Below are 25449 nucleotides of genomic sequence, written 5' to 3' on the forward strand. Positions count from 1 at the left end.
TCCACCTCGAAATTGGTGGACACCTATGCTCCTCGCTCCAGTCGATCACCGCCAGACGTCAAAGATGGACGGCTTACGATCATTGCGACGACATCAGACACACCGGCCTCGCCCTTCGCGGAGAGCCCGTACAAGGTGGCGCGTCCGAGCATCACGGCCGTCGCACCCAATGCGACCGCCTTTACCACATCGGCCCCTCTGCGAATACCACTGTCCAGAATGAGATCGGTGGTCGGAGTTACATCGGAAATGCTCGGCAATGCGTCGATAGGTGCAGGAAGATCCGCAAGCTGTCGTCCGCCATGATTCGAGACTATGACACCGTCCGCGCCGATTTCCACGCATCGCTCGGCATCTTCAGCCGTCACTATGCCCTTGACAAGCAGCTTCCCAGGCCAGTCGTCGCGCAAGCGACGGAGGTCGTCCCAGCCGAAGCTCGCGTCCATTTCCCGCCGCAGCGCCGCAGCCTGGCAGGCGGTATCAGACGCGTGGTCGGTCGCGAAGTTCTTCAACTGCGGCATACCATTCGTTAGGTAGGACCAGAGCCAACGGGGATGTGAAATGCCATCGAGAGCGCCTCGTGGAGTGACTTTGAATGGCATAGCGAACCCATTTCGCAGATCACGCTGCCGGAACCCATTCACCGCAACGTCCGTGGTCAGGATCAACGTCGAATAGTTAGCCTCTCGCGCTCTGCTGACCAAGCTCTTCGCCAAATTCCGGTGCACCACGTATAACTGGAACCACAAGTCTCCGTCCGCTCCCCTTGATACCTCTTCGATGGACATATTCGACGCGGTAGAGAGTGCGAACGGAATGCCAGCCTTGCTCGCAGCGCGAGCAAGCGAAAGATCTCCGTTGGGCCAAAACGCACTATTGAGACCTGTCGGCGCGATCACAAGCGGCGAGGAAATTTGTCTTCCCAGAAGCTCGGTAGACTGCACCCGCTTGCTCACATCGATAAGACGCCGGGGGCGCAATTCCCACCTATCAAAGGCCGCTCGATTGTGCCTCAGGCCGGACTCGTCGTCAGCCCCGCCTTCCAGATAGTCGAATACCATCCTTGGTAACCGACGCCGAGCCTCGGAACGATAGTCACCGACGGAGAAGATACCGGGAAATGCTCTTGTCATGATTGCGTCTTGCGTGATTGAACTGGAAAGCGGGGAAAGAAAGCAATTTCATATCGCTCCCCACATGACCGCCGAGCGCAAACCCCCGAGGAAGACCAGCCGCAGTTTAGACCGGCAGCAACACATCGACTTATTGCGAGAATCAGCTCGTGATACGCAAGCCAATCTTGGAACAAGATCGAAGCCAGTCAGGCGGTGCCAGTCGCGACGAGCCTTCAGGTCGTTCGACGGGGTAGCCACGACGCGGGTTATGCAATGCTTTGAACTGTTGCGACAGACCGCGCCGTCTTAACGCCTCGGCGCTTGCGACTGGTAGGCGGAACGAGAAAGCGCCGGCCATCCCAGTCGCCGTTCCCGCGTTACTCAGTGACGACTTGAGTGACCAGCCGCTTCTGACGAAGCGCCGGGATATGGTTTTTGACTGCCGACAGCGAAATCAGTACCAACAGCATTGCGGCTCCGAGCATCGCGAGATAAAGGGACGCCCCGCCCACGGTGATGACGATGGCGCCAGCGAATGCGCTGAGAATGGCACCGAGTCGTCCAAACGCGAGCGCCGAAGCGAGGCCGGTTGCTCTCACGCGGGTCGGATAAACATACGCACACAAGGCGTACATCGTCGACTGAACTGCGTTGACAAAGAGACCGTGTACGCCCAGACCGATAACCAAGAGGCTCGTGTGACTTGCCACGTCAACGCCTCGCAGGAAGAAAGCGCTCGCACATCCTCCGGCGCAGCACACCAAGAGCGGCCAACGCGAACCAAAACGCGTGATGGCCAAGGCGCAGATGAGTGCGCCGAAGACGCCGCCCAGGTTGTATGCGGTCAGGCCCGAACCCGCAAGTGCCGCGGGAAGACCTTCGGATGCAAGCATGGTCGGTAGCCAGCTAAAGGCGGCATAGACGGCGAGCAGGCACATGAAAAACGCACCCCAGATAGCAATGGTGTTACGTCGCTGACCCGGCTCAAAAAGTGACCCGAAGCCGTCGCGTTGCTCGAGCCTTTGCTCCGCGGCGTCAACGAAAATCGTCTGCGCACTAGTGGGCCGCGACATTTTCGCGAGGAGCGTGCGCAACTCGGTCCAGCGCTGTTCTTTGCGAGCGAGAAAGCGGGGAGACTCCGGAAACACGAAAAACAGAAGAATGCCAAGGGCCAAGGGGATCGTGCCACCGATGAAGAACAAGCCACGCCAACCGAAGGTCGGCAAGACGGCACCGGCGAAGAATCCAGCAAGCATGCCTCCAAGCGGCACGCAAACAATGGTAGATGTGACGGCGAGCGTGCGGCGACGTGCCGGGGTGAACTCTGCCGTCATCGTCGTGGCACTCGGAAGCGCTCCGCCGATGCCCAGGCCCGCGATAAACCGAAGCGCGGCAATCATCGTTATGTTTTGGGCAAGTCCGATGGCACAGGTTGCCGCGCCGAACACCACGACGCTACCGATGAGCGCCCAGCGCCGGCCAAATCTGTCGGCGAACAAGCCAGCGCAAGCGCTCCCGACGCCCATGCCAACCAAACCCGCCGCTACGGCCGGCGCGAACGCATTGCGTGTTATGCCCCATTCTTTGATGATAGTGGGAATGGCGTAACCGATGAGTTGGCCATCGAAGCCATCCATGATGATGGACAGCGCGGCCAAGCAAACGACGAACTTCTGAATGAGCGTAAATGGTCCGTCGTCGAGAAGACTGCCGATGTCAGCAGTCTTTGAAGAGCTGAAGGTCTGCGAATTCATTACTTGACCTCCGCGCACGCATTCGATGGTCTGTCGATTGCAACAGGGTCCGCGACGTCGCGCGGGAGCATAGCAAAATATATCTTCATCACGATGTCTCCTAGGTACGCTGCGCCGAGTTGATCGACGCGTCTTTTGATGCATGAACGCGGACGCTTGTTGTTTTCTGTCGGCGTGCCCGCGGCTATCTACTCCGCAACGGCTGATGCGTTTCGCGCGTCAATCAGCTTGACGAGTTTCGCCAATGTCTCGGTGTGCGGAACAGACACGTTGAGTTTGCGGGCCACATCAACGACTGCGCCGTTGATGCCTTCGATCTCGGTCTTTCGCCCGGCTAGAACGTCTTGCAGCATCGACGGCTTGTGACCGCGGTGCTGTTCAATCGCATGAACGATGTTTGCCGAGCACACGCTCAGATCCGCGCAAACTCCGGCGGCATTCGCCACTGAGATGACCTCGGCGGCAACGGCCAGCGCCAAGTTCTTGCTGTCATCCAATAATGCCAGCTGGTCCACCGTCGTCCCAGTGACCGCACAGATGCTGTTGAGCGCAGCGTTGAACGCGACCTTTTCCCAGATAGCTTCCCAGACGTCGTCGTCGACCTGACAATTCAATCCGGCGGAATTGAGAGCCTCGGCGACGGCACTGACTTTGGAAGTGCGTTCACCGTCGGCACTCATCATCCGAATTTTCCCTTCACCGTGACTGCTCACCGAGCCAGGCCCGACAAGGTCCGCCGGCCACGTGGTAACTCCAACAAGCACGTTAGAGAGCGGCACGAAGTCTCGAATCGCTTCGACGTTCCCGAGTCCGTTTTGCAGCGTGAGCACGGCGGTTGTCTCGCCGAGCAGATGCTCGATGCCAGACAAGGCCGCGCGAGTGTGCATCGATTTCGTGAAAACCAACAGCAAGTCAGGTGATTTATCCGTAGCTTCGGGTCGTATCGCGTTGATGTTCCTGATGGCGCGAGTATCGCCATCCATCTCCAGGCGAAGGCCCTTCGCATGGATAGCTTCCAAATGCGGTTGATTGATGTCGATCAGCGTCACTGCGTGACCGGCTTTAGCGAGGCAGCCGCCGAACAACGACCCCATCGCTCCTGCACCGAGTACGGCGATTTCCATAATTGACATGTCGACCGCGGCTGCGGTCTTACCTGGTTGTCGAATGAGTTGACGAGGGTGACAGGGGTGTAACTCAGAACGGATAGTGTCGCGGCGACGTTTGCACAGTGACCCAGCGGAGGTCAGTGAACGCGGCAATGCCTGCGTGTCCACCGAAGTGGCCAAAGCCACTACCTTTGACGCCTCCAAAGGGCATCTGCGCTTCGTCGTGGACGGTTGGCCCATTGACGTGGCAAATCCCGGATTGGATGCGGCCGGCTACCCGCATCGCGCGCGCGACATCGCGACTGAACACGGCCGCAGCAAGACCATATTCGTTATCGTTAGCGCATCGGATCGCTTCTTCTTCGCCGTCGACGCGCACGATTGCCTTGACAGGGCCAAACGTTTCTTCGTTGTAGATCCGCATGTTCGGTCCGACGTTATCGACGAGCGTTGCAGGCATAAGCGTGCTGTCTGCTCTTCCCCCGCAGACCAGGGTCGCGCCTTTGAGCAGGGCGTCATCGATCAAAGCGTTGCATCGTTGTACCGTCGCCATATCGACAACGGAGCCCAACACGACCGGCCCCTTTCGAGGGTCGCCGAGCGGCAGCGTTTTAGCCTTTTCACCAAGCTGAAGAACAAACTCGTCGGCGATCGCGCGGTCAACGATGATGCGCTCGGTGGACATGCAGATTTGTCCTGAATTGGCGAAGGCACCGAAAGCTGCAGCATCGACCGCTGCCCCTATGTCGGCGTCGTCTAGCACGATCAGCGGGGCTTTTCCGCCCAATTCGAGAACAGACGGTTTGAGATGCCGTGCACAGCTTTCTGCAATAATTTTCCCGACCTTTGTCGAGCCCGTGAAATTGACACGTCGGATAGCCGTATGCGAAATCAGCGCCTCGACAACCGGACCGGCATCAGCAGGCGCGTTCGTGACGAAGTTGACAACGCCTGCAGGCAACCGTGCATCCATGAAGGCTTCCGCAATCAGTGCGTGCGTCGCCGGGCAGATTTCCGAGCCCTTCAGTACCACCGTGTTACCGCAAGCGAGTGGAAGGGCTACCGCACGGACTCCAAGGATGACAGGCGCATTCCACGGCGCAATCCCGAGGCATACGCCTGCCGGTTGCCGAACCGCCATGGCCAGGCTACCGGGTACGTCGGACGGAATGACTTCGCCTGAAATTTGCGTGGTCAGTGACGCTGCCTCCCGCAGACCGTCAGCGGCCAATCGCACGTTGAAGTCAGCCCAGATGCGCGAAGCGCCCGTTTCGGCCGCCATCGCGGAAGCAAACGCATCCGCCTTCGCTTCGAGTGCTTGCGCCGCGCTAAGGAGATAGGAACGACGTTGCGTCGGGCCCAGTTGAGACCAATGAGCAAACGCGACAGCAGCTGAATCCACTGCATCACGAACGTCGTCCAGCGTACATGCAGGGGCCACGCTTGCGACGTCCTGATCCAAGGGGTTGGAGCGTTGGAATGTCGCGCCATTACTCGCGCCGACATGCGCTCCGTTGATGAGCATCGAAATTGTCTTCATAGTCTCCGCCGTAGGTTTCTCTTTTCCTGAGCGAGGTCCGTCAGGCAACCACAACCTCTACAAGACGCGGCTCGCCCGCCTCGAGGGCTTCCTTCAACTTCTCTGCAAGCTCCGCGGCGTCCGTCACACGGAGACCTTTACAACCCATGCCCTGGGCAAGCGACACGAAATCCAGACCGGGAAGATCGGTGCCCTGAACCGGGTCGCCGGAAGCGAATCCAAACACCGGCGCAAACTCTTGAAGCGCGGCGTAGCGCTGGTTGTTTAAAATGACAAACGTGATTGGCAAACGCATCTGCACAGCGCTATAGATCGCCTGGATGGAGTACATGCTCGAGCCGTCTCCGATCAGTCCAATCACTCTGCGGTTGGGAACAGCGAGCGCAACGCCGACCGCTGCAGGCATGCCGTACCCCAAGCCGCCGCTAGCCATCGTGAAAAACGTATTGCTCTTTGTGAACGGCAGATACCGTTGCATGACCGGGCGAGAACTCGGCGCCTCTTCAATGACAACGTCGTTCGGGTCGCGAACCTCCGCCAGGGTTTGCAGCGCGAAGGCGACCGACATCACGGGCGACGGCTCAGCACGGGGTGGCCTGGGCCGAGGCTCAGGCAAAGGACGCGTGTCCGGAGCCGCACGCGCCAGCAAGTCAAGCACGCCGAGGCGGACGTTACCGACCACCGCGGCCCCCGCGGGCGTCCACGCCGCGACATTGGGGTCGTCGACGAGTTGATAAGGGGCCGTGCCCGGAGGCACGTGCGGGCCTGTACCTTCGACGTGATACGAAAAAGCAGGCGCGCCAAGGACAAAAACGACGTCATGCCCATCGAGCAGCGAGACGATCTTTTCACGCATCGCGGGTAGAAATCCCGCGAAAAGCCGGTGGTCCTCGGGGAACGAACAGCGAGCGCTCATCGGTGCGACAAACACGCGTGCGTTATGTCTCTCGGCCAGTTGAACAACTTCCTTCCATGCGCCAGCCCGGTCGACTCCCGCGCCCACCACGAGAGCAGGCGTTCTCGATGCGTCCAGCGCCGCGCCGAGTTTCGCCAATGCCTCTGGGTCAGGACGGACCGAGTTGCTGACCGTGGCGCGCTCATGAAACTCTGCAGGCTGGTCCCAGTCATCCACGGGAATTGAAACGAAGACAGGCCCACGTGGCTCCTGCATTGCAACGTGATACGCGCGCTCCAGCGCGCGCGGCACGTCTTGCGCACGCGCGGGCTCAATCGCCCACTTCACGTACGGCTTGGGCAACTCGACTGCCTGTGCGGCGGAAAGGAACGGGTCGAAGGGCAAGATCGAACGGGCTTGTTGACCCGCCGTAATAACAAGCGGCGTCTGATTCTTGAATGCCGTGAAGATATTGCCCATCGCGTTGCCGACGCCGGCCGCAGAGTGGAGGTTCACTAACGCTGCGTTTCCGGTCGCTTGCGCATAGCCATCGGCCATCCCGACGACTGCCGCTTCTTGTAAGCCCAAGACGTATCGGAAGTCGGCAGGGAAGTCCCGAAACATTGGGAGCTCCGTCGATCCCGGGTTAGCAAAGATCGACCTCATTCCCAGTTCACGCACAAGCTTGATGACGACGTCCCTAACGCTGGCTTGTGTCGACGGACTGCTTCCTTCGCCTTGTTTGTCGCTGCCTGTCATTGCAATTCCTTTTTGGTTCAAGAGCGTTTCTGCTCTTCGGTAAAACGAGTATGAGATTCTGAGACTTGCTTGAATATTGCTTTTTTGCGCGAAACCATTTACCTTAAGGTTAAGGGTCGGGGCATGTGGAAAATATCATACGTTTATGTAAGCGGCTGTTTCTTCAGGGTTTTAATGGTCCATTTGCTGTTTATGGCCGGTACTGCAGGCCAGTGTCCCTAGGGAACATCCCGAGATGCGCCGTAGCGCGTTCCGCCGTCCGACGCTTGCCGGCATCGAGTTGACCTACTGCGAACTCATGAGCTTCCACCTCCATCAATTGCATGCTTTTACGACTATCGTGTCGTCCGGTAGTCTCGGAAGGGCCGCGGCATTGCTCAATGTGACTCAGCCAGCACTAAGTCGAACTATCAAGCGCCTGGAGGAAGATGTGGGCGCGTCGCTCTTTGAGCGGCACGTGAAAGGTATGCAGTTGACGGATATTGGCGCTGCCTTGCTGCCGCATGCTCAGCTTCTATTGCGCGAGGCGGAAAATGCGCGCGAAGAGATTGACGCGATGCGCGGACTCGCCAAAGGAACGATCAAGGTGGGAGCAGTAGGCAGTCTCGCTGCTCACTTCCTTCCTTTGGCCGTCGATCGTGTCTTGGGGAAATGGGGCAACTTACACGTCGAAATCATCGAAGGCGTGTGGGACCGCCTCGCTGAGGGGCTCATCAATTACGAGATCGACCTCGCTCTAAGTACGGCTACCAATGACAGCGACGAGATCGTGGCCGTGCCTGACTGCCGATGGGAGGACAACAGCTTTGTGGTTGCAGCTTTCAGCCATCCATTGCGCAAGAAACCTAAGCTCACTCTCGCCGACACTTTGACTGCGCGGTGGGCCATCCCTCCCAAAGGTACAGCCCCTTACGAACATATGCGAGAGACATTCCTCTCTCGCAACCTCGACATGCCGGATATTGCTGTCCGGACGCGGTCGGTGACCGTGCTCAAAAGTCTGGTAGCCGAATGCTCGTTTCTGAGCTGGATGCCCGAACCGATGTACGACTCTGAAAGCAAGGCAGGGATCATGGGGACTCTGCCTATTCCGGGCATTAGCGCGGCCAGAACACTGACTGCGTTTCAGCGCCGCAACGGGATACTGCCACGTCCAGCCGCGCGTCTACTCGAAGAACTCAGAAGTTTGACCGAGCGCGGCATGGCGTTGCAGACCACGCGATAAGCCATATCCGTTGGGCTGGTTCGGCATTCTAGTCGAAGCGCCGCCTTCTTCCGACGAGATCATCTATGCTCGGCACGATCGGGGCTTCGCGCTCATCAGCATGCGCTCGCCGGGCGTGCAGCGCATGTTTTTCCAGTGCGATCCGACGTCACCCTTCGAAGAAACAACGCCGGCAGGTCGCGGAACTCGAACACGTGGCAACGTCGCGCTCCGCGGCTATGTCGCTGCTTAGAATTATGTAGGGTGCGTAGCGGTCTGATGCATTTAAGACGGCGCGTTCGGCGCGAAGCCGACCATAACTGGAGTGAGGCGAAGTCATGGAAACAATTCGCCATCGGTCTAAACGACAGAGAGGCAAATCGAAGCGTCTCGCCGAGCCAAGACCAGCCAGTTTTGTCCGTTTTTCGGGAGACGCGGTCGTTCCAACGGCCGCAGACGAATCTCTACGAGCGGCCGGAACTGGTCGAACCGCGGCGAACGTCCTCCCGATCCCTTCGCGCTTGCTCGCCACGCACCGTTCAGATGCACCGCACCTTACGGCGAGGCGCATTTGTGGCCGACGTGCAGCGCGGCGCGCGAGCGGGAATCGCTGTCCTCCGATTCCTTCGAAAGCGATGGCCCCGGCTCACCACGACCTGGTGCACGCGCTCGAAAGGCGCGACGCGCGGCTCGTCGACCTTTGAGGCGGACATGTCCCCGCATTCGAAGGCTCAGCGCCCGGCACTGCGCGGCATCTCGCCAAGTTGGCGAAACACGCTCAGCCAGTCTTCGAGATGCCACGTCTTCGCGATGCGGCCGTCGCGCACCTGATGAAACGAATGGATCGCGAAACGCACAGGCTTGCTGGTCGGGGCGATGCCCATCAGCGGGCCGGACTGCGTGCCGCTTACTTCGGCGCGCACGCCCACGCGGTCGTCCTGCACTAGCATATCCAGAATCTCAATGCGCATGTCCGGCAGCGCGGTGGCCATGTCGGCAAAGATGGCGATCATCTGATCGGGGCCGGGCTTCTGGCCGGGCGGCTCGGGAACGTATTCCCAGTCTGGTGTGACAGCTTCGCGCAGCAACGCGACGTCGTGCGCGGCGAACGCTCGGTAGATGCGCTCGACGGCCTTACACGCGGTGCTGCTTGCAATCGGTGTCGTCGGCATGGTGCCTCCTGGGGGACGAGTGGAAACACTTTAGCGCAATGTGACTTGTGCCGTCCCGTAGTGTTCCGAGCGCGACGCCGTACCTCGCGACATGCGCGTGCAAGGCGTCTCGAAGTGCGAGCGCCTTCCGGATGTCGACGGGAGCTGCGGCACGCGTCGGCCTGCCGCGCGAACGAAACGCGTGAGAAGGGGGTCAGTTTTGCGCGCCTATCAACAGGCCGGAAGAGAAGTTCGCAAGCCAAGTGCTGCTAGCCGCCGAGAACGCGACGCGAACTTCGCTACCCGACCCGCATCTGCCTTTCAACTGCCGCTGTCTTCGCCGTCCCTTCTTGGGTCACTACGGTCATACTGCTTGGCGCATCGATCGACACGTTCAGATCCGGACGTCGAAAGACTGGTCACGTCGCTCCGACTGTTGAACCGGCCTTCCAAGTGCTGCGGAAGACCGAGGCTATTCATCTTCGACACCGCAATACTCGCCAATGATCCGAATGTTTCAACTTTGAGGAGCCTCGGCTGTTCGCATTAAATAGTGCACATCAAACAATGGGGCGAGGGAACCTAGGTAACACGATACCCGCCGCGATGTAAGCGGTCTTCACCGTCGTGAAGAACTCTTGCGCATAGCTGCCCTGTTCTCTCGCTCCGTAGCTGGACTTTTTGCGACCGCCGAGCTGCCTCGAATCGACGACCGGCCCTATTTGCGTCTGCGAATCCAAAGGGTTGCCTACCTTCAGCACTCTCATGCGTGCATGCATTGCTTCGACGAACGAGTCATGAATGCCGCGACCGACGATCAGACGACTCGATGCAGTGCAACGCTGTCCAGTCGAATAGAAAGATCCGTTGATGCAGGCATCGACCGCGACGTCCATATCGGCGTCGTCGAGCACGGCCATCGGATTCTTCCCCCCATTTCTAGCTGGACCTTTTTTCCGCTCGACACGCATTTTTCGGCGACAGTCTGACCCGTCATCGCCGAGCCCGTGAAGCTGATTGCATCGACGTTGGAAGACCGCACGAGCGCTTCACCCACGGCCGCACCGGGTCCCATCAGCAGGTTGACGACACCAGGCGGCACCCCGGCGTCAGACAGGATTTTCACGAGTTCCCACGCACATCCCGGCACCAGTTCTGCTGGCTTGATCACGACACAATTCCCGTACGCAAGAGCCGGTGCGATCTTCCAGGCCGGTATTGCGATCGGGAAGCACCACATGCCATCTGGACAAAGAACATCACTACGCTGAGATAGAAGATGGCAAGTGTCAGATTCGGGGTGAACGCGGCGGGAACCGTGAATACAGCCCCGCCGATCAGACCAACACAGATAGGCCATTTTCGACTGCGAATCGGCGCGACACCGCGGGCCTGCAACGCATCAGCGACGAAGCCGCTCGATAGCATGCCGATCGTGCCGAAAAGACAGGGGGTCGACACCAACCATCCGGTGCTGGCGAGCGACAAATGACGCTCGCGCTCGAGATACGCAGGCAGCCATGTCGATAGAGCCACAGCATATAGATGATGCCCGTATTGCCGAGAATCATGCCCCAGGTGGTACGCGTCGGAAACAGATTGCGCCATTCCGACATGGTCATCTTGCGCTCGACCTTAGCATCGCTCGCACCTTCGTTCAGATAGGCAGTTTCTCCATCCGAGAGCTTTACGCTTTTCCCGTCACGATAGATCAAGTACCAGAGTTCGGCGATTCACCTACTCCGAGCGCGATGCGCGCAATGATCAACTGAAAGGCTTGTTATGAGCCCTCCGCTAGACTGAGCGGCGGACCAGACGAACATTCCAAGTCCGAGCATCACTCGCGAACCAAATTTGTCGAGAAGCACCCCGACCGGCAGTTGCGCAAAGGCGTAAGTGAACGAAAAGGCAGACAGAACGCGAGTTCACTGCTGACGGAATGGTTCGCGATAGACAACGTGCTCCGATCGAGATAGTTGACAATCCCGGCCAGCGTCAGAAGCGCTATTGATGCTACCTGTACACCCTTTAATTTATTGGACTTTCTCGATCATTCCGTCTCCTTATATTCTCGGAAATAAGTATTAGTTGTTGTATTGAACAGCGCTACGACCGGAGTTACATCTAACGACTATCGGCGGTAGATATCCGCGAGCACCTGCACGGGATGACGAAGCGTCTGTCCCCGCAGACGCTTGACCTGACAGCGACAGGAATAGCCTGTCGCCAGGACCTCCGGGCTTTCTTCGTTGATGGTCGGGTAAGCAGACTCCGGAATCTGGTGCGCCCACGACAGCGTGAAAATGTCGGTCGATGTAGCCAGGTTCCTCGCTTCATGACCGTAAGTGCCGGACATCCCGCAGCACCCCGTCGATGGCATCGCCAAGTCCAGACCTGCCGCGGCAAAGACCGCTTTCCAAAGCGCCGTAGCTTGCGCGGCATTCGTCTTCTCCGTGCAATGAGCTAGTAACTTGAACGACTTGCGTATCTCATTAGGCGTGTGTGACGAAGTGATCGCAGCCGCGAGCCACTCTTGTGGCAGCAACACATTCGGGACGTTTTCGCTCCCGAGTACCTTGGAATATTCCTGGCGATACGTCAGCGTCATGGCCGGGTCGACTCCAACCAACGTGACACCCGTATTAGCAATATCGAGGAGCGTCTGGGCGTTCTTACGTGCGGCTCGCACAAATGGTGTCAGAAAGCCCAGAACGTGAAGCGGCTTACCATTCGGATGAAAGGGTGCAAAAAGGACGTGAAATCCCAAAGATTCCGCGAGTTCGACAAAAGCAGTTTCGACGTCGCCACTAAAGAAACGCGTGAAAGTGTCGCGAACAATGACCACGCAACGCTTGCGTTCGCTTGCGTCCATGCGCATCAGAATCTCAGGCGTCGCTATAGCGCACCGGGTCGCTTTCCTGACTTCGCTCTGGGCGATACTCGGTGTGTCGACCACTCCAACAACGTGCTTGAGCAATAGTCGCGCGAACCGGCTTTCCACAACGCCGTTGTAAAACTGTCGCCCCCCGGGCACGGAAACCAGCCGTGGAATCGTGTATTCGAGAGAAGCAATCATGTAGTCCCGAGCCGGGCGAAGATATCGCGTGTGGTAATGCTCCAGGAATCGTGATCGGAACTCCGGCACGTTCACCTTGACAGGACACTGAGCGACGCAAGATTTGCACGCGAGGCAGCCGCTCATCGCCTCATACACCTCGTGCGAAAAATCATCTTTGTTTCGACCGCGACGCAGGGAATTCAAGAAACGTACGGGTAAGCGCATTGCACGCGGTCGTGCGATCACGTCGGTACCCGCCGCTACCTGCAGACGTAACCACTCACGCATCAACGACGCACGGCCTTTCGGCGAATGAATGCGTTGACGTGTCGCTTTCCATGACGGACACATCGAATCGTCCGGATCGAAATTGAAGCAAGCGCCATTTCCATTACATTGAACTGCGTCACTGTTCGCTTCCCATACGGCGTCGCTGATCTCACGATTTAGCTCACCTGACAAGGTGATGGCATCAATCTTGAGAAGCGTGCTATCGACGCCTTCAGGTACGGCGATTTTTCCCGGATTGAGCTGGTTAAACGGGTCAAACGCTGCCTTGATTCGCTGCAAGGAGGGGTAAAGGCGCCCGAAGAAGGCCGGTGCATACTCCGAGCGCACACCCTTCCCGTGCTCGCCCCAAAGAAGTCCGCCGTACTTCATGGTGAGCTCCGACACGGCATCCGAGATGGGCCTGATCAAGGCAGCATCATCGGGGTCTCTCAGATCGAGCGCAGGGCGCACGTGCAGCACGCCGGCGTCGACATGGCCGAACATCCCATACTTCAAATCATGGGAATCGAGCAACGCGCGAAACTCTGCGATGTACTCCGCAAGCTGCTCCGGAGGGACAGCCGTGTCCTCGACAAACGGCTGCGGCCGCCTTCTACCGCGTACGTTGCCAAGAAGGCCAACTGCGCGCTTTCGCATTGAATAAACACGGTTGACCGCCACATGTCCCCAGGCGATCGTGTGGCCGAGACGCCGAACGCTCTGGTCCGTGCAGATGTGCTCGACAAATTCAGCGACACGGCTTTGCAGCTGACCGAGATCATCGGCGCTGAATTCAACGAGGTTGATACCTTGCGCGCTTCGCTCGTCGTTATAGTCCGGGAAGAACTCGGATATCGAAGTCCAGACAACGTCATCGCGGGCTAGCGCGAGTACCGTGGAGTCCACCGTCTCGATGGACAGCGGTCGATGTTCCATCAGAGCGCGCGCATCCCTCAGCGCACCCATGAATCCTTCATACTGGATGTTCACCAGCGCCGAATGAAGCGGTATCGGCAACACGTTCAATGTCGCCTCTACAACGAAGCCGAGCGTACCCTCCGCGCCGCAAATCAGGCTGTTCAGGTTCAGCCTTCCGTCACGTTCGCGAAGATGCGCGAGATCGTAGCCCGTCAGGCAGCGATTAAGCGGCGGGAAAGTGTCTCGTATGAGTTCAGCCTGGTTGTCGGAAATCTCGCGGGCAGTTTTGTAGGCCCGTCCGACAATATCCGTCCGTGCGCAAAGCTGTTCCAGGGCAGAATCGTCGACCGGCTCGGAGACGAGCGGAACGCCTCCAAGCAACACGCTCTTCAGAGCGATGACGTGGTCGCGCGTTTTTCCATACGTGCAGCTGCCTTGTCCGCTGGCGTCCGTGCTGATCATTCCGCCAATTGTGGCGCGATTCGACGTGGACAGCTCCGGAGCAAAGAACAATCCGTGCGGTTTGAGAGCCGCATTCAATTGATCCTTGACGACGCCTGCCTGAACCCTTGCCGTGCGTTTAATCGGATCGATTTCAATGATGCGGTTCATGTGGCGGGACAGGTCGACGACGATACCGTCGGTCAATGACTGGCCGTTGGTGCCGGTGCCACCGCCTCGGGGCGATACCACGACGCGTCGAAATCGCTCCTCGGCGAGCAGCCGCGCGATGCGCTCAACGTCAGCGGCGTTGCGAGGGAAAATCGCAGCCGTCGGTCTGCGCTGATAGATCGAATTGTCCGTTGCGAGCACCGTGCGCGTCGCATGGCTGACGTCGATCTCGCCCTCCAGTCCCGCAACCCGCAGAGCTTCGAGAAACGCTGCTTCGGAAGTAGTGTCTCGTGCTTCTTCTAGTTTTATCTTTATGACCTTCATGTCGCTTACCTTTCATGCGTCATTGCGCGGCACTCTGCGTACGTATTGCTTCACCTGCGTCCATCAGAGCAGCAGGCCTGACGCGTCGTCGTGATGGCCGCATTCGGAGAGAAGACGCGAGGTCACGCGTCGGCCGCCCGACATTCAGGAGACAAGGCTTACCCTGTTGATGCGACTTGCCGCTGCTCGCCAGGTACATGCGTCCCGGCGAGCGACGCGCGCGCAAGTTCAGCCGATCTCAACTCTGTCGAGAATCTCGTCTGAGCCAACCTCGATAGGAACAAAATTGGTCGAGCGCACATAATCCGGTCGCGGCTGCTCGACCTGTTCAGGCTTGTTCTTCACCTGGTTGTAGACGACATAGGCCTGCCATCGATCGTCACCGGAGAGGTTGTGACCCGAGGCATGCACGATGTTGGCGTCGAAGAACACGACTGTTCCCGGGCGGCCGATGATAGGCACGGCCTTGGGATGACTGGACAAAATATCGAGCATCGTCGGCTTGGGTACAACGTAGAAGCGGTAACCGGTTGCCTCATCGAAGGTCGGATCGAGTGAACCAAGCTTGTGGCTTCCCGGGATGAAGTAGAGACATCCGCCCATTTCGGTCGGCTCGTCGAGCATGACCAACGCGGTTGTCATCTGCGGTTCTTTCACGCCGTCGATGTGCCAGGTGCCGAAGTCCTGATGCCATTGCCAGACGGAGCCGTCGATAGCCGTCTTCAGATTGCACTTCGTGTGATAGACGTAGAGTTCGGGATCGTCGATCAGTTGTTGTGCCGGCTCGAGCAATCTGGGGGAGCGCACTGCGGAGTGAAAGACCGCCGATGCCGTCGGACTTTCTGTATCGTGAACTTTGTAGATCGTCTTCGCGATGCCGCCCGTTTTTTCACGGACGAGATGGTCGGTGTCGATCTTCTGGATCCGGCGCAACTCGCTCTTCATATGCTCGACTTCTTCTTCCGAGAAAAGCTCCGGCAGAACAACGAATCCATCGCGCTCGTACGCTTCCAGTTGCGACGCGGTAAGTTTCATGAGGGCATCTCCTGACTTGTTGGTGTGATGTCATGATCCTAAGACCCGTCGAGTCCAATGTAAAAGATATAATTAGTTGCATATCGATACCTAAAAGGTCCCAAATGGAGTTGCGTCATCTTCGCTACTTTCTCACGGTCGCACGCACACTCAACTTCACGAAGGCGGCGGAGGAACTGCACATGGCCCAGCCGCCGTTGAGCCGGCAGATACGAGAACTGGAAGCGGAACTCGGCGTGGCGCTTTTCGAGCGCCAGGGCAAACGCGTGTTCCTTTCATCGGCGGGCCAGGTTTTCGAAGAACGGGCCAGGCGAATTCTGGCGGACACGAACTCCGCGATCGTGGATTCACAACGCGCAGCAAGAGGGGAAATCGGCCGGGTGGCCGTCGGGTTCTTTGAGCACATCGCGTACACGCTGCTGCCGCCGCTCTTGCGTGAATTCCAGCAGCGTTACCCCGCGGTGACAGTCGAACTTCGATGGTTTTCCTCTGCGGAACAGATCAATGCGCTGGATCGAGGGGACGTCGATCTGGCCTTCGTTCGCTCTTTGCCGCCGGAAACCCAACTAAACAGCGTCTTGTTGCTTCAGGAACCGTTTTACGTTGCCATCGCGAAGGACAACCCTCTCGCAGCGAAACGGCAGATTTCCATCAAGGACTGTATGCGCCTGCGCGTCATCAATTACCGGAAAGATGTCGCGCCGGACTATCACGCCACCATCAACCAGTTGTGCGCACTGGCCGGCTTCTCTCCTTCCACGAGCTTCGAAATGGGGCAGATCTACGCGTCCCTTGGCCTCGTAAGCGCCGGGTTTGGTGTGACGCTCGTACCTGCGTCGGTTCAACGAACGCACATGGAGAACGTCGTTTATCGTCCGCTGCGCGAACAGCACGCGAAAAGCGAACTCTACCTCGCGTGGAAGGAACCCAACCCGCCCGCTGCGCTAGGCTCTTTTGTTCAACTCGCGTGCGAAATAGCCGCGCACGCACCGGGCAAAGCGCAGGTCGAGTAGGGCAAGCGGTACGACTTCAATTGCGATGAACAGGTTAGTTTTTCCGGTTGAACTGTCAGCACAACTGCTTTGATTTGCGGCCGCCGTATGTAGCGTTGATTTGACTGCTTGTCCGGTCGCGTTAGAAGGCAGTGCGAAGCCGCTGAAGCAGCTCAATCAACGTCATGTCCCGCTTTGGCACGATCCGCATCAGCGAGGACCGCGGCCAAATTATCGGGGGATATAGTCAGCGCACGGAGATGTCTTGATCACAATAGCTGGGTGACGGACAGCTATACGGTGCAAAGCCGCCGTTCGACTGTCCTTTCATGCCGTGGAAACCAACGACTGCACATGGCCCGAACTCGGTCAGGTCAGGTCGGGTCCGCCGCATGGCGCGTCGATTCATCGACGAGCCACCGCGGATCATCAGTAACTCGCTTCTCGCAACGTCCATTAACGTGAAATGTAGTAACCCTACGTAACGACGTCAGATTCCTTTATGTCAGGTTTTCAAACGATCCACTGGCAGCTCCCCTATCCATCGCTCTCTTCAATTCAAAGCGTGTTGGCGGGCGGCATTATCGTGGCACCTGAAAGTCGCGCATGCACCTAGACAACGACATGGGGCGTGCATCGCACAATTGCCTGCACGCCCAACGGCGTTGCGCTACTGCCCTCCGACAGGAGGGGAAACTGGCGGAGTCTCGAGGCGTGGAAGCGCCCGTGACGCATGCGACGAGCGCTCCGAACGAGCAACCAGAGTAGGCTGGAAAGCACGTGGCTCTTGCGATGGAAATGCTCGACCAGACCAAACGAAGCCGAGGGCAAAAAAAGCTTGCTCATCGTTTTCTCCTTCGACGCAGCAAGGAAGAGAACGGGCTTGCGCGCTCCAGTTCGCCTGCGATGCTGCCAGCAAACAAATCGAAACACGCAGCGTGCGACCGGTTGGGCGGCGGACACACTGCCGAGCTAAAAATAACGTACTAAATCTCTCCGAAACTTTCAAGGCACCGCGATGGACTGACGGGGCTCAGCAGCGCCGCCGCACGCGACAACACGACTCCCGTCGTACGTCCGTGAAGACGAACGACAGCGAACTGAGGTCGAACACAGTGCGCCGCCACAAACGCATTCCTTACGCGGCCCTCATTCCACTGCACCGCCAATGGAGCCATGAACCCACGGCTCGTCGGCGACGGGCGGCGACGGGCGTCGACGCCGTCGTGACAGGTTCACAGCGCCATGGTTCCGTTCCGGGGACGATGTCGTCGCTCATGACATCGCCTGACCGCTGGTGTTCGTTCTTCCGGTCCAACTGCGGCTTGAAAATTGTCGCTTTGCCCATATCGTCCCGAGCAAATAGATCGATTGGGAGGACATCGTGGAATTCGATACCGATTGGCGTACGCTTGGCAAGCACCGCATCCGGCTGCGCTCGGCCAAAGGCTTCCCGACCGAAGTCATGCACCAACTCGCTGAAGTGACGCGGACCGCGGTCGACAACAATATGAGTGCGCGGGCGCGCGTCGTCGACATCGTCTTCCGGCAAGAGAAGACCTACGACATAACCGTCGGCTCTACTGTAGCGGAGGATCGGATCTGTGCGCCGCAACTGGAGGCCGCTCTCGCAACAGTGATGGGCCTTGTGCCGGATCAGGTCAATTTATTTGTCCGGATCGTGGCCCAGGAAGAGGTCGACCTGCACTTTGGTGTGTATGAGCGGATGCTTGCGGAAAAGGTCGGTGCCGTGCCACCGATACAGTGATGTCAGGGCCACCGTAGCCCGAACAGCAATGGCAACCGGCGGCGGCCTTACGGTGCAGCCGGCTAGCTGGCCTCAGTTGCACCGATCGAGCACGTGGAACACGCCGCGTCTCGCGGTTGTCCGGTTGCCATCGAGCATCGCCTGTCCGCGAGCGCGGCAACACGGCGTGCAGTCGCGCGTGCCGTGGAAGCGTCTGAGCTTATTTACGCGGGATGCACGCCTAGTGCCGGCTCCGGCGGCCTTATTAGCCGCGCCCGAATCGCGAAAATGGGACGGCGCACTCGGCGCGCAGGACCGGAAATTCCACTCGTATGACGATACTGAGGCCTAGTCGCATGACGCCCCAGCCCCGGCGCAATGACGCCGAACGAAAAATTCGACCCTGCTCGCCCGCGGCATCAGGACATTACCGACCAGCCGTGCCGGCGCTTATTCCCTTACCCGTGCTGCCCGCGCCCGTGGTGAGGGTGCCGCGAGAACCGACACACCGCAACCCGGTCGCACGCGGACGCCAGCGTGGCCCAGTTTTTGCATGCCCTAGCGGCCGGCGGTACAGCCACCACACTTGAAACATATGTCAGCGATAATCGATCAGCCAAATCCGGGCCGTATCTCATCGGGCGTCGACGGCCTGGACGACATCCTGGGCGGCGGGTTGACGCCGCACCGCATGTATCTTCTTGAAGGCGCCCCAGGTGCAGGCAAAACCACCTTGGCCATGCAGTTCTTACTCAAGGGTGCTGAAGTCGGAGAGCCAGGGTTGTACGTGACCTTATCGGAGACGAAGGCCGAACTCGAGGCCGTCGCTGAAAGTCACGGCTGGGACACCGCCCACATCACGATCATTGAACTACTCACGGATGAGGGCCTCGATCCTCGTTACGAACAAACGATCTTACATTCCGCGGAAGTCGAATTGGGCGAAACCGTCCGTGACGTCATCGCGCGGGTCGACGACCTGAAGCCGGTCCGCCTCGTCTTTGACAGCCTGTCCGAACTCCGAATGTTGTCGCAGAACCCGCTGCGATACCGGCGTCAGATCCTTGCGTTGAAGCGCCATTTCGCGACCCGTGCCTGCACGGTGATGCTGCTTGATGACAACACCTCGGAACCTGGCGATCTCCAGTTGCATAGCATCGCGCACGGCGTGATCAGCCTCGACAATTTGGTACACGACTATGGCGGCGAACGCAGGCGGCTGCGCATTGCCAAGATGCGCGGCATTAAGTTTCGCGAGGGTTACCACGACATGACGCTTGAAACGGGGGGCATCAAGGTCTATCCCCGCCTCGTCGCCGCGGAGCATCACAGTGACTATTCGGCCAATGCATTGAGCACTGGGACACCAGGACTCGATGCACTCATTGGCGGCGGCCTTGTTCCAGGCACGAACACGCTGTTCATCGGCCCATCTGGAGTCGGTAAAACGACCACCGTCACCTCGTGTCTGCTGGCTGCACTCGAGCGCGGAGAAGCCTGCGTCTACTACCTCTTTGACGAGACCCGAACCACGTTGCTACGGCGGTCAACCAACCTCGGCATCGATCTCAGGCGCCACCTGGAAAGTGGGTTACTGACTCTGCGCCAGGTCGACCCTGCCGAAATCTCGCCCGGCGAGTTTGCCAGCGATGTGCGTCGCAGCGTCGAGCAGGACAACGCACGCTTTGTCGCCATCGATAGTCTTAACGCGTTCTTGCAAGCCATGCCTGGAGAACGCTATCTGCTGTTGCAGATGCATGAGTTGCTCACCTATCTTAATCAGCGCGGCATCATCACCATGCTGGTCTTGGGGCAGCATGGTGTCATCGGCGAGATTCAGAGCGACATTGATATTAGCTATCTCAGCGATGTGGTCGTACTGTTCCGCTACTTTGAGCGTCGGGGTGAAGTCCTCACCGCGGTGACCGCGGTCAAAAGTCGTGCGAGTGGGCACGAGCGCTCGATCCGCCAGTTCCAGCTCGGCAGCCGCGGCCTAATCGTCGGCGAAGCGTTGCGTGATTTCGAAGGCGTTCTGGGCGGTCTTCCCAGGTACCAGGGGGAGACGGCTATGCTGCCCCCTTCGAACGGCAAAAAGAACCCCTCCTCCGACTAGCGCAATGGAATTTCGCGTTCTCATCATGGCGCCCTTCGGCCGCGACGCCGATGTCATCGCCGACGTTCTCGCGAGCGACGGTCGAAGCTGCTTCTCTTGTCTTGACTCGGAATGTCTATTGAAGGAACTCGAAAGGGGCGCGGGCGTTGCGATCGTTACGGAAGAATCCATTCGGGACGATAGCGCGCGCGGGCTCGGAGAGTGGCTCGAGCATCAAGCTGCCTGGTCCGATCTCCCCATCATCCTGCTCTCAGGGCGTTTCACCGGCCGCCGTTCTGCGGCGAGCCTCCACCTGCTCGAACGGCTTGGGAACGTACTGGTTCTCGAGCGGCCCTTAAATTCCGAAACTTTGCGTCGTGCGGTGACATCGTCCCTGCGCGCCCGCGCCCGGCAATATGAGTCGCGCAAGAATCTGGCGGAATCCGAGCAGCATCTGATCGAACGCGTGAAAGCGCAAGAGGCGCTCGAGCACCTGAATGAATCGCTCGAAAGTCGTATCAGCGAACGCACGCGTGAGCTTGCATCGGCGAATGACCGGCTCATGAAAGAGATCCATGAGCGCGCCAAGGTGCAGGCCGTGCTTGTGCAATCGCAAAAGATGGAAGCGCTGGGCCAACTGACCGGCGGCATTGCACACGATTTCAATAATCTTCTTAATGTCATCATGGCCAACGCCGAGCTGCTTGCTCGGCTGAGCGATGATGAGCGGGTGCGCAAGATGGCTGCGACGATCAAGCGCGCCACCGAGCGTGGAGGCAAGCTCACCGCCCAATTGCTCACGTTCTCACGCACGAGCAATCTCGACCTGAAGGCCGTAAACGTTACTTCGCTGCTCCAAGGCATGCGTGACATCATCTCGATCTCGCTGGGTCCGGCCATCGCATTCTCTACCCATGCGGATGCGGAAGATCTTTGGACGCGGGCAGACGCCAACCAGTTAGAGCTCGCCGTCCTCAACTTGGCCATCAACGCGCGAGATGCCATGCCGGGCGGCGGTCGCCTTTCCCTCCACGCAGGCGAGCGACCTGCGCCGGACGAAACACTTGTCGCTGGACGCTACGTTGTCGTCAGTGTGAGCGATTCCGGGACGGGCATCGAGCCAGGCGTCCTCTCTCGCGTGTTCGACCCGTTCTTTACGACAAAGCCGGTTGGCAAAGGCACCGGACTGGGGTTAAGTCAAGTGTACGGAATCGCACGGCAGGCAGGCGGTGTTGCGCGCATTGAGAGCGAACCGGGGAAAGGCACCACTGTAGAGATGTGGTTGCCGCTCGTAGAAAAGCAAACGCAGGAAATCGTCGCCGGTTCAAACTTAGATAACCGCGCGGTGGAGGGGCGCCACATCCTTGTAATCGAGGACGACGAGGACGTCCGAAGCATGCTTGTCGAATGCCTGCAGGCTTTCGGGTATACCGTTTCTCAAGCTCGTGACGGCGTGAGCGGTCTCGAGCGCCTTCGCGTCGACGACCCTGACCTGCTGATGGTCGACTATGCCATGCCTGGAATGAACGGATTACAGGTCATAGAGAAGGCCCACGAATTGCGCGAGAATCTGCCGGTAATTCTGGCCACAGGCTACGCAGATGTCGATATTTCGGCGATCGCTGATAAGCGCTTCACAGCGCTGCGCAAGCCATTTCAACTCGACGAGCTTTCACGCGCGGTCCGCTCGGCGTTGAGTGCGCCCGCATAATGGAGATTTCAAACGTAGCTGGGGCTGGACGACCTTACAACAAGCGATGTGATGTGTAGTTTCCTAGGCGAGGCATTCTGGCGGCAGATGGAAACAAGCGGCATTGGCGCCCGGCGCTTTCTCGCGTTCATCGCGTCACAAATCACTAGGATGTCAAACCTTCGCATTGTGCATTCGTGTCTTCAACACCGGTTGCACATCGCGATCGCCCGCTCAGATTACTTTGCCGGGATTGAGAATGCCCTTCGGATCGAGTGCGGCCTTGATCGCACGCATGGCCGCGAGTTCCTCGGGTGAACGCGAAAGCGGCAGGTATGCGCGCTTGAGCGAACCAACGCCATGCTCCGCCGACACCGAGCCGCCATACGGCGCGAGCATGTCGTACACGAAGGCGTAGATGTCTTCGTGCGCGACGTCCGGAACCGAATGCCCATCCACGGTGACATGCAGGTTCGAGTCGCCGATATGCCCGAAGAAGTACGAGCGGTTCGAAGGCCGGCGCGCATCGAGCGCCGCGCGGCACGTATCGACGAATTCGCCGATGGAAACAATGGGCAGACTCACATCGAAATTGACCGGGTCCATGCGTGCCGGAAACTCCGCCGTGCATTCGCGCACGGCCCAGAGCGCACGTGCATCGGCCACCGATTGCGCGAGCACCGCGTCGCGAACCAGACCGGAATCGAGTGCCTGAGCGAGCGCGGCGAAGAAGGCTTCGCCCTGATCCGTCGTGTCGAGACCCGCATGCTCGACCAGCGCATACAGCGGATGCGCCTGCGCGAACGGCGAGCGCGCCTGCGCCGTCAGCGCAACGCCGAAATCGAAGAAGTCCGGCCACATGATCTCGAACGCGCCGATGTCGTTGCCGAAGCGCGACGACAACGTGCGTAACAGCTTCACGGCCGCGTCGTAATCGTCGAGTGCGACGAGCGCCGTATGCCGTATTCCACGCGGCGGATGAAGCCGCAACACCGCACGCGTGATGATACCGAGCGTCCCATCCGAACCGATGAACAATTGCTTCAGGTCGTAGCCCGTATTGTTCTTCGTCATCTTCGTCATCGAACTCAGCACCGCGCCGCTCGCGAGCACCGCTTCGAGACCGAGCACCTGATCGCGCGCCGTGCCCGACTGGATCACGCGATTGCCGCCCGCGTTCGTCGCGAGATTGCCGCCGATCTGACACGAGCCGCGCGCGCCGAGTTCGAAGCCCGCGGCGCTCGCGGCTTCCTGCGCCGCTTGCAGCGTCGTGCCCGCGCGCGCGGTCATGGTGGCCGAGGCCGCGTCGATTTCTTCGATGCCCGCGAAGCGCGCGAGCGACAGCGCAATCTCATCGCCGCGCGCGATCGCGCCGCCCGCGAGTCCCGTCATGCCGCCTTGCGGCACCACGGGCTGGCCCGCTTCGTTGCAGAGCGCGAGTGCGCGCGCCACTTCGTCGGTCGAGCGCGGCAACAGCACCGGGTCGCCGGAACTCGCCAGCATCATGGGCCTCGAGCCGCTCTACCGTACACTCGAAAGCCTGTGCGACTTTGAAGAACTGAATCGCAGCAACACGCACGTGAGCGTGGTCGCGACGAACGTGGCAACGGGCAAGACGCGTTACTTTGAAAATCGCGACAGTGGCCTTGTTGCGCCGATGGTTGCGGCGTCCGGCTCGTTGCCGCCGTGGTTCGCCGCAGTCAAGATCAACGATGCTTGGTTCTGGGATGGCTCACTGGTTTGCGCAGCGCCGCTGCACCATATCATTGAGACGCATACGTATTAACACCAGGTGTCCCGGCGTTGAAAAAGCGAAAAAGCGCGCGATCGCTTACGGTAACGTCGGCGGTACAAAGTTTCGTTTGGCGACAGGGCACGGCAGCAAGCGCTGCCAATTCACGCGACGCGTCGTCGTAGAAGATCGCCTCGAACCGCTTCGTCATCCCTTCTTTGAGTGCGGAGTTTGGCACCGCGAATTGCCTCGTCGAAGCTTTGATCTGTCGCGACGTGACGATGATCGACGCTCACCAACCAGCTATCATCGGCAAGACACCAGCGAACGCGGCGTTCCTCGACAAGGTTAGCAAACCATCGCCAAACGTCCGCATCTTCGGCGTTCGCCGCAATCGCTGCGCTTCGCCGGATCTCTTGTGAAAGATCCAATGGTTTCTCCGCCAGTGAACGCGAGCAGCCAGTCATCAAGGGCCTCATATGCTTCCGACGAGTTCGGGCACGACGGTGAACAGGTCACCGACGAGGCTGTAATCCGCGACACTGAAAATGGGCGCTTCCGGGTCCTTGTTGATCGCGACGATCACTTTCGAGTCCTTCATGCCGGCGAGGTGCTGGATCGCACCCGAGATACCGACGGCCACGTACAGTTGCGGCGCGACGATCTTGCCGGTCTGCCCGACCTGATAGTCGTTGGGCACGAAGCCCGCGTCGACTGCGGCACGCGAGGCGCCCAGCGCGGCGTTCAGCTTGTCGGCCAGCGGTTCGAGCACCTTCGTGTAGTTCTCGCCGTTGCCCAGACCCCGGCCGCCCGAGACGATGATTTTTGCCGACGTCAGTTCCGGACGGTCCAGCTTCGTCACTTCACGGCTCACAAACTGTGAGGTGCCGGCATCGGGCGCCGCTTCGATCTTCTCGACCGCTGCACTGCCGCCTTCGGCTGCGACTGCATCGAAGCCGGTCGTGCGTACCGTGATGACCTTGATCGGGTCTTGAGATTGCACCGTTGCAATTGCGTTGCCCGCGTAAATCGGACGCTCGAACGTATCGGGTGAATCGACTGCGGTGATGTCGCTGATCTGAGCGACGTCGAGCTTCGCGGCGATACGCGGCACGATGTTCTTGCCGTAGGCGGTCGCCGGAGCCAGGATGTGCGAATAATCGTTTGCCGGGTCTTGCACAAGCGTCAGCACGGTCGCTTCGATGTTTTCCGCGAGGCCCGCTTCGAGGTGCGGCGCATCGGCCAGCAATACTTTGCTGACGCCCGCGATTTTCGCTGCAGCGTCGGCCGCGGCTTGCGCGTTGTGACCCGCGACCAGCAGGTGAATGTCACCGCCGACCTTCTTCGCGGCGGCAATGGTCGTCAGCGTCGCTGCCTTGATCGCCGCGTTATCGTGTTCTGCTATTACCAGGCTAACCAGATTCGTCATTTGCCCTGTCTCCGCGTTCTACT

The 25449-nt window shown here is 59.2% G+C and carries 17 protein-coding genes and 3 pseudogenes; 7 read left to right on the forward strand and 13 right to left on the reverse strand.

The window, feature by feature from the left end:
• Positions 1-23 precede the first annotated feature (23 nt).
• From AWB78_RS20800 to mdlC, 5 genes are all read right to left on the reverse strand, one after another.
• Positions 24-1133, reverse strand: coding sequence for an alpha-hydroxy-acid oxidizing protein (locus AWB78_RS20800; RefSeq protein WP_062607671.1), 1110 nt, complete (start codon positions 1131-1133; stop codon positions 24-26).
• A 359-nt stretch (positions 1134-1492) separates the two neighbouring features.
• A complete protein-coding gene (locus AWB78_RS20805) occupies positions 1493-2869 on the reverse strand; it encodes an MFS transporter (RefSeq protein ID WP_062607674.1) in 1377 nt (458 codons plus the stop codon).
• 188 nt (positions 2870-3057) lie between these two features.
• Positions 3058-3993 carry a ketopantoate reductase family protein gene (locus tag AWB78_RS20810; protein ID WP_062607823.1) on the reverse strand — a complete coding sequence of 312 codons (936 nt, stop codon included), beginning with the start codon at positions 3991-3993 and terminating at the stop codon, positions 3058-3060.
• Positions 3994-4066: 73 nt separating this feature from the next.
• Complete coding sequence (locus AWB78_RS20815; protein ID WP_062607676.1) at positions 4067-5518, reverse strand: aldehyde dehydrogenase; 1452 nt, start codon at positions 5516-5518, stop codon at positions 4067-4069.
• 40 nt (positions 5519-5558) lie between these two features.
• The gene (mdlC, locus tag AWB78_RS20820) at positions 5559-7172 is read right to left on the reverse strand and encodes a benzoylformate decarboxylase (RefSeq protein WP_062607678.1); all 1614 of its coding nucleotides are present in this window, start codon (positions 7170-7172) and stop codon (positions 5559-5561) included.
• Between the two features lie 298 nt (positions 7173-7470).
• On the opposite strand from mdlC, the gene AWB78_RS20825 reads away from it, so the two are divergent.
• On the forward strand, positions 7471-8397 hold the full coding sequence (locus tag AWB78_RS20825) for a LysR family transcriptional regulator (RefSeq protein WP_062607825.1): 927 nt from the start codon (positions 7471-7473) through the stop codon (positions 8395-8397).
• A 4-nt stretch (positions 8398-8401) separates the two neighbouring features.
• Positions 8402-8542, forward strand: a pseudogene (locus AWB78_RS48405) (4-hydroxybenzoate 3-monooxygenase); the annotation flags it as partial.
• 565 nt (positions 8543-9107) lie between these two features.
• On the opposite strand, the gene AWB78_RS20835 reads toward AWB78_RS48405, so the two are convergent.
• From AWB78_RS20835 to AWB78_RS20850, 5 genes and pseudogenes are all read right to left on the reverse strand, one after another.
• Positions 9108-9548 carry an ester cyclase gene (locus tag AWB78_RS20835; RefSeq protein WP_062607681.1) on the reverse strand — a complete coding sequence of 147 codons (441 nt, stop codon included), beginning with the start codon at positions 9546-9548 and terminating at the stop codon, positions 9108-9110.
• Positions 9549-10087: 539 nt separating this feature from the next.
• Positions 10088-10764 (reverse strand): annotated as a pseudogene (locus tag AWB78_RS45310) (aldehyde dehydrogenase family protein); the annotation flags it as partial.
• Positions 10755-11535: pseudogene (locus AWB78_RS45315) on the reverse strand (MFS transporter); the annotation flags it as partial. The pseudogenes AWB78_RS45315 and AWB78_RS45310, both read right to left, overlap by 10 nt.
• Before the next feature lie 123 nt (positions 11536-11658).
• Positions 11659-14709, reverse strand: a complete 3051-nt coding sequence (gene ydiJ, locus AWB78_RS20845) for a D-2-hydroxyglutarate dehydrogenase YdiJ (RefSeq protein WP_062607685.1) — start codon at positions 14707-14709, stop codon at positions 11659-11661.
• A gap of 228 nt (positions 14710-14937) precedes the next feature.
• Positions 14938-15744, reverse strand: a complete 807-nt coding sequence (locus tag AWB78_RS20850; protein WP_062607687.1) for a phytanoyl-CoA dioxygenase family protein — start codon at positions 15742-15744, stop codon at positions 14938-14940.
• A 104-nt stretch (positions 15745-15848) separates the two neighbouring features.
• Here AWB78_RS20850 and AWB78_RS20855 point away from each other — a divergent pair, with 104 nt between their 5' ends.
• From AWB78_RS20855 to AWB78_RS20875, 4 genes are all read left to right on the forward strand, one after another.
• Positions 15849-16757: a LysR family transcriptional regulator gene (locus AWB78_RS20855; protein ID WP_062607688.1), complete on the forward strand. Its 909-nt coding sequence runs from the start codon at positions 15849-15851 to the stop codon at positions 16755-16757.
• A 1363-nt stretch (positions 16758-18120) separates the two neighbouring features.
• A complete protein-coding gene (locus tag AWB78_RS20865) occupies positions 18121-18504 on the forward strand; it encodes a hypothetical protein (RefSeq protein ID WP_062607693.1) in 384 nt (127 codons plus the stop codon).
• A 574-nt stretch (positions 18505-19078) separates the two neighbouring features.
• Complete coding sequence (locus tag AWB78_RS20870; protein ID WP_062607695.1) at positions 19079-20596, forward strand: ATPase domain-containing protein; 1518 nt, start codon at positions 19079-19081, stop codon at positions 20594-20596.
• Positions 20597-20600: 4 nt separating this feature from the next.
• Positions 20601-22286 carry an ATP-binding protein gene (locus tag AWB78_RS20875; RefSeq protein WP_062607698.1) on the forward strand — a complete coding sequence of 562 codons (1686 nt, stop codon included), beginning with the start codon at positions 20601-20603 and terminating at the stop codon, positions 22284-22286.
• Positions 22287-22499: 213 nt separating this feature from the next.
• Here the strand turns inward: AWB78_RS20875 and AWB78_RS20880 are convergent, their stop codons facing one another.
• Positions 22500-23771 carry an FAD-binding oxidoreductase gene (locus AWB78_RS20880; RefSeq protein WP_082883367.1) on the reverse strand — a complete coding sequence of 424 codons (1272 nt, stop codon included), beginning with the start codon at positions 23769-23771 and terminating at the stop codon, positions 22500-22502.
• Here AWB78_RS20880 and AWB78_RS20885 point away from each other — a divergent pair.
• On the forward strand, positions 23770-24051 hold the full coding sequence (locus AWB78_RS20885) for a patatin-like phospholipase family protein (RefSeq protein WP_062607700.1): 282 nt from the start codon (positions 23770-23772) through the stop codon (positions 24049-24051). The two genes, AWB78_RS20880 and AWB78_RS20885, sit on opposite strands and share 2 nt — an antisense overlap.
• A 110-nt stretch (positions 24052-24161) precedes the next feature.
• Here AWB78_RS20885 and AWB78_RS43690 read toward each other — a convergent pair whose 3' ends face one another.
• Together AWB78_RS43690 and AWB78_RS20895 are read right to left on the reverse strand one after the other, a co-directional pair.
• The gene (locus AWB78_RS43690; RefSeq protein WP_232477770.1) at positions 24162-24428 is read right to left on the reverse strand and encodes a hypothetical protein; all 267 of its coding nucleotides are present in this window, start codon (positions 24426-24428) and stop codon (positions 24162-24164) included.
• Between the two features lie 44 nt (positions 24429-24472).
• Positions 24473-25417: an electron transfer flavoprotein subunit alpha/FixB family protein gene (locus tag AWB78_RS20895; RefSeq protein ID WP_062607826.1), complete on the reverse strand. Its 945-nt coding sequence runs from the start codon at positions 25415-25417 to the stop codon at positions 24473-24475.
• Between the last annotated feature and the right edge of the window lie 32 nt (positions 25418-25449).

It is taken from the genome of Caballeronia calidae, from assembly GCF_900044055.2.
GTDB classification, from domain to species: Bacteria; Pseudomonadota; Gammaproteobacteria; order Burkholderiales; family Burkholderiaceae; genus Caballeronia; species Caballeronia calidae.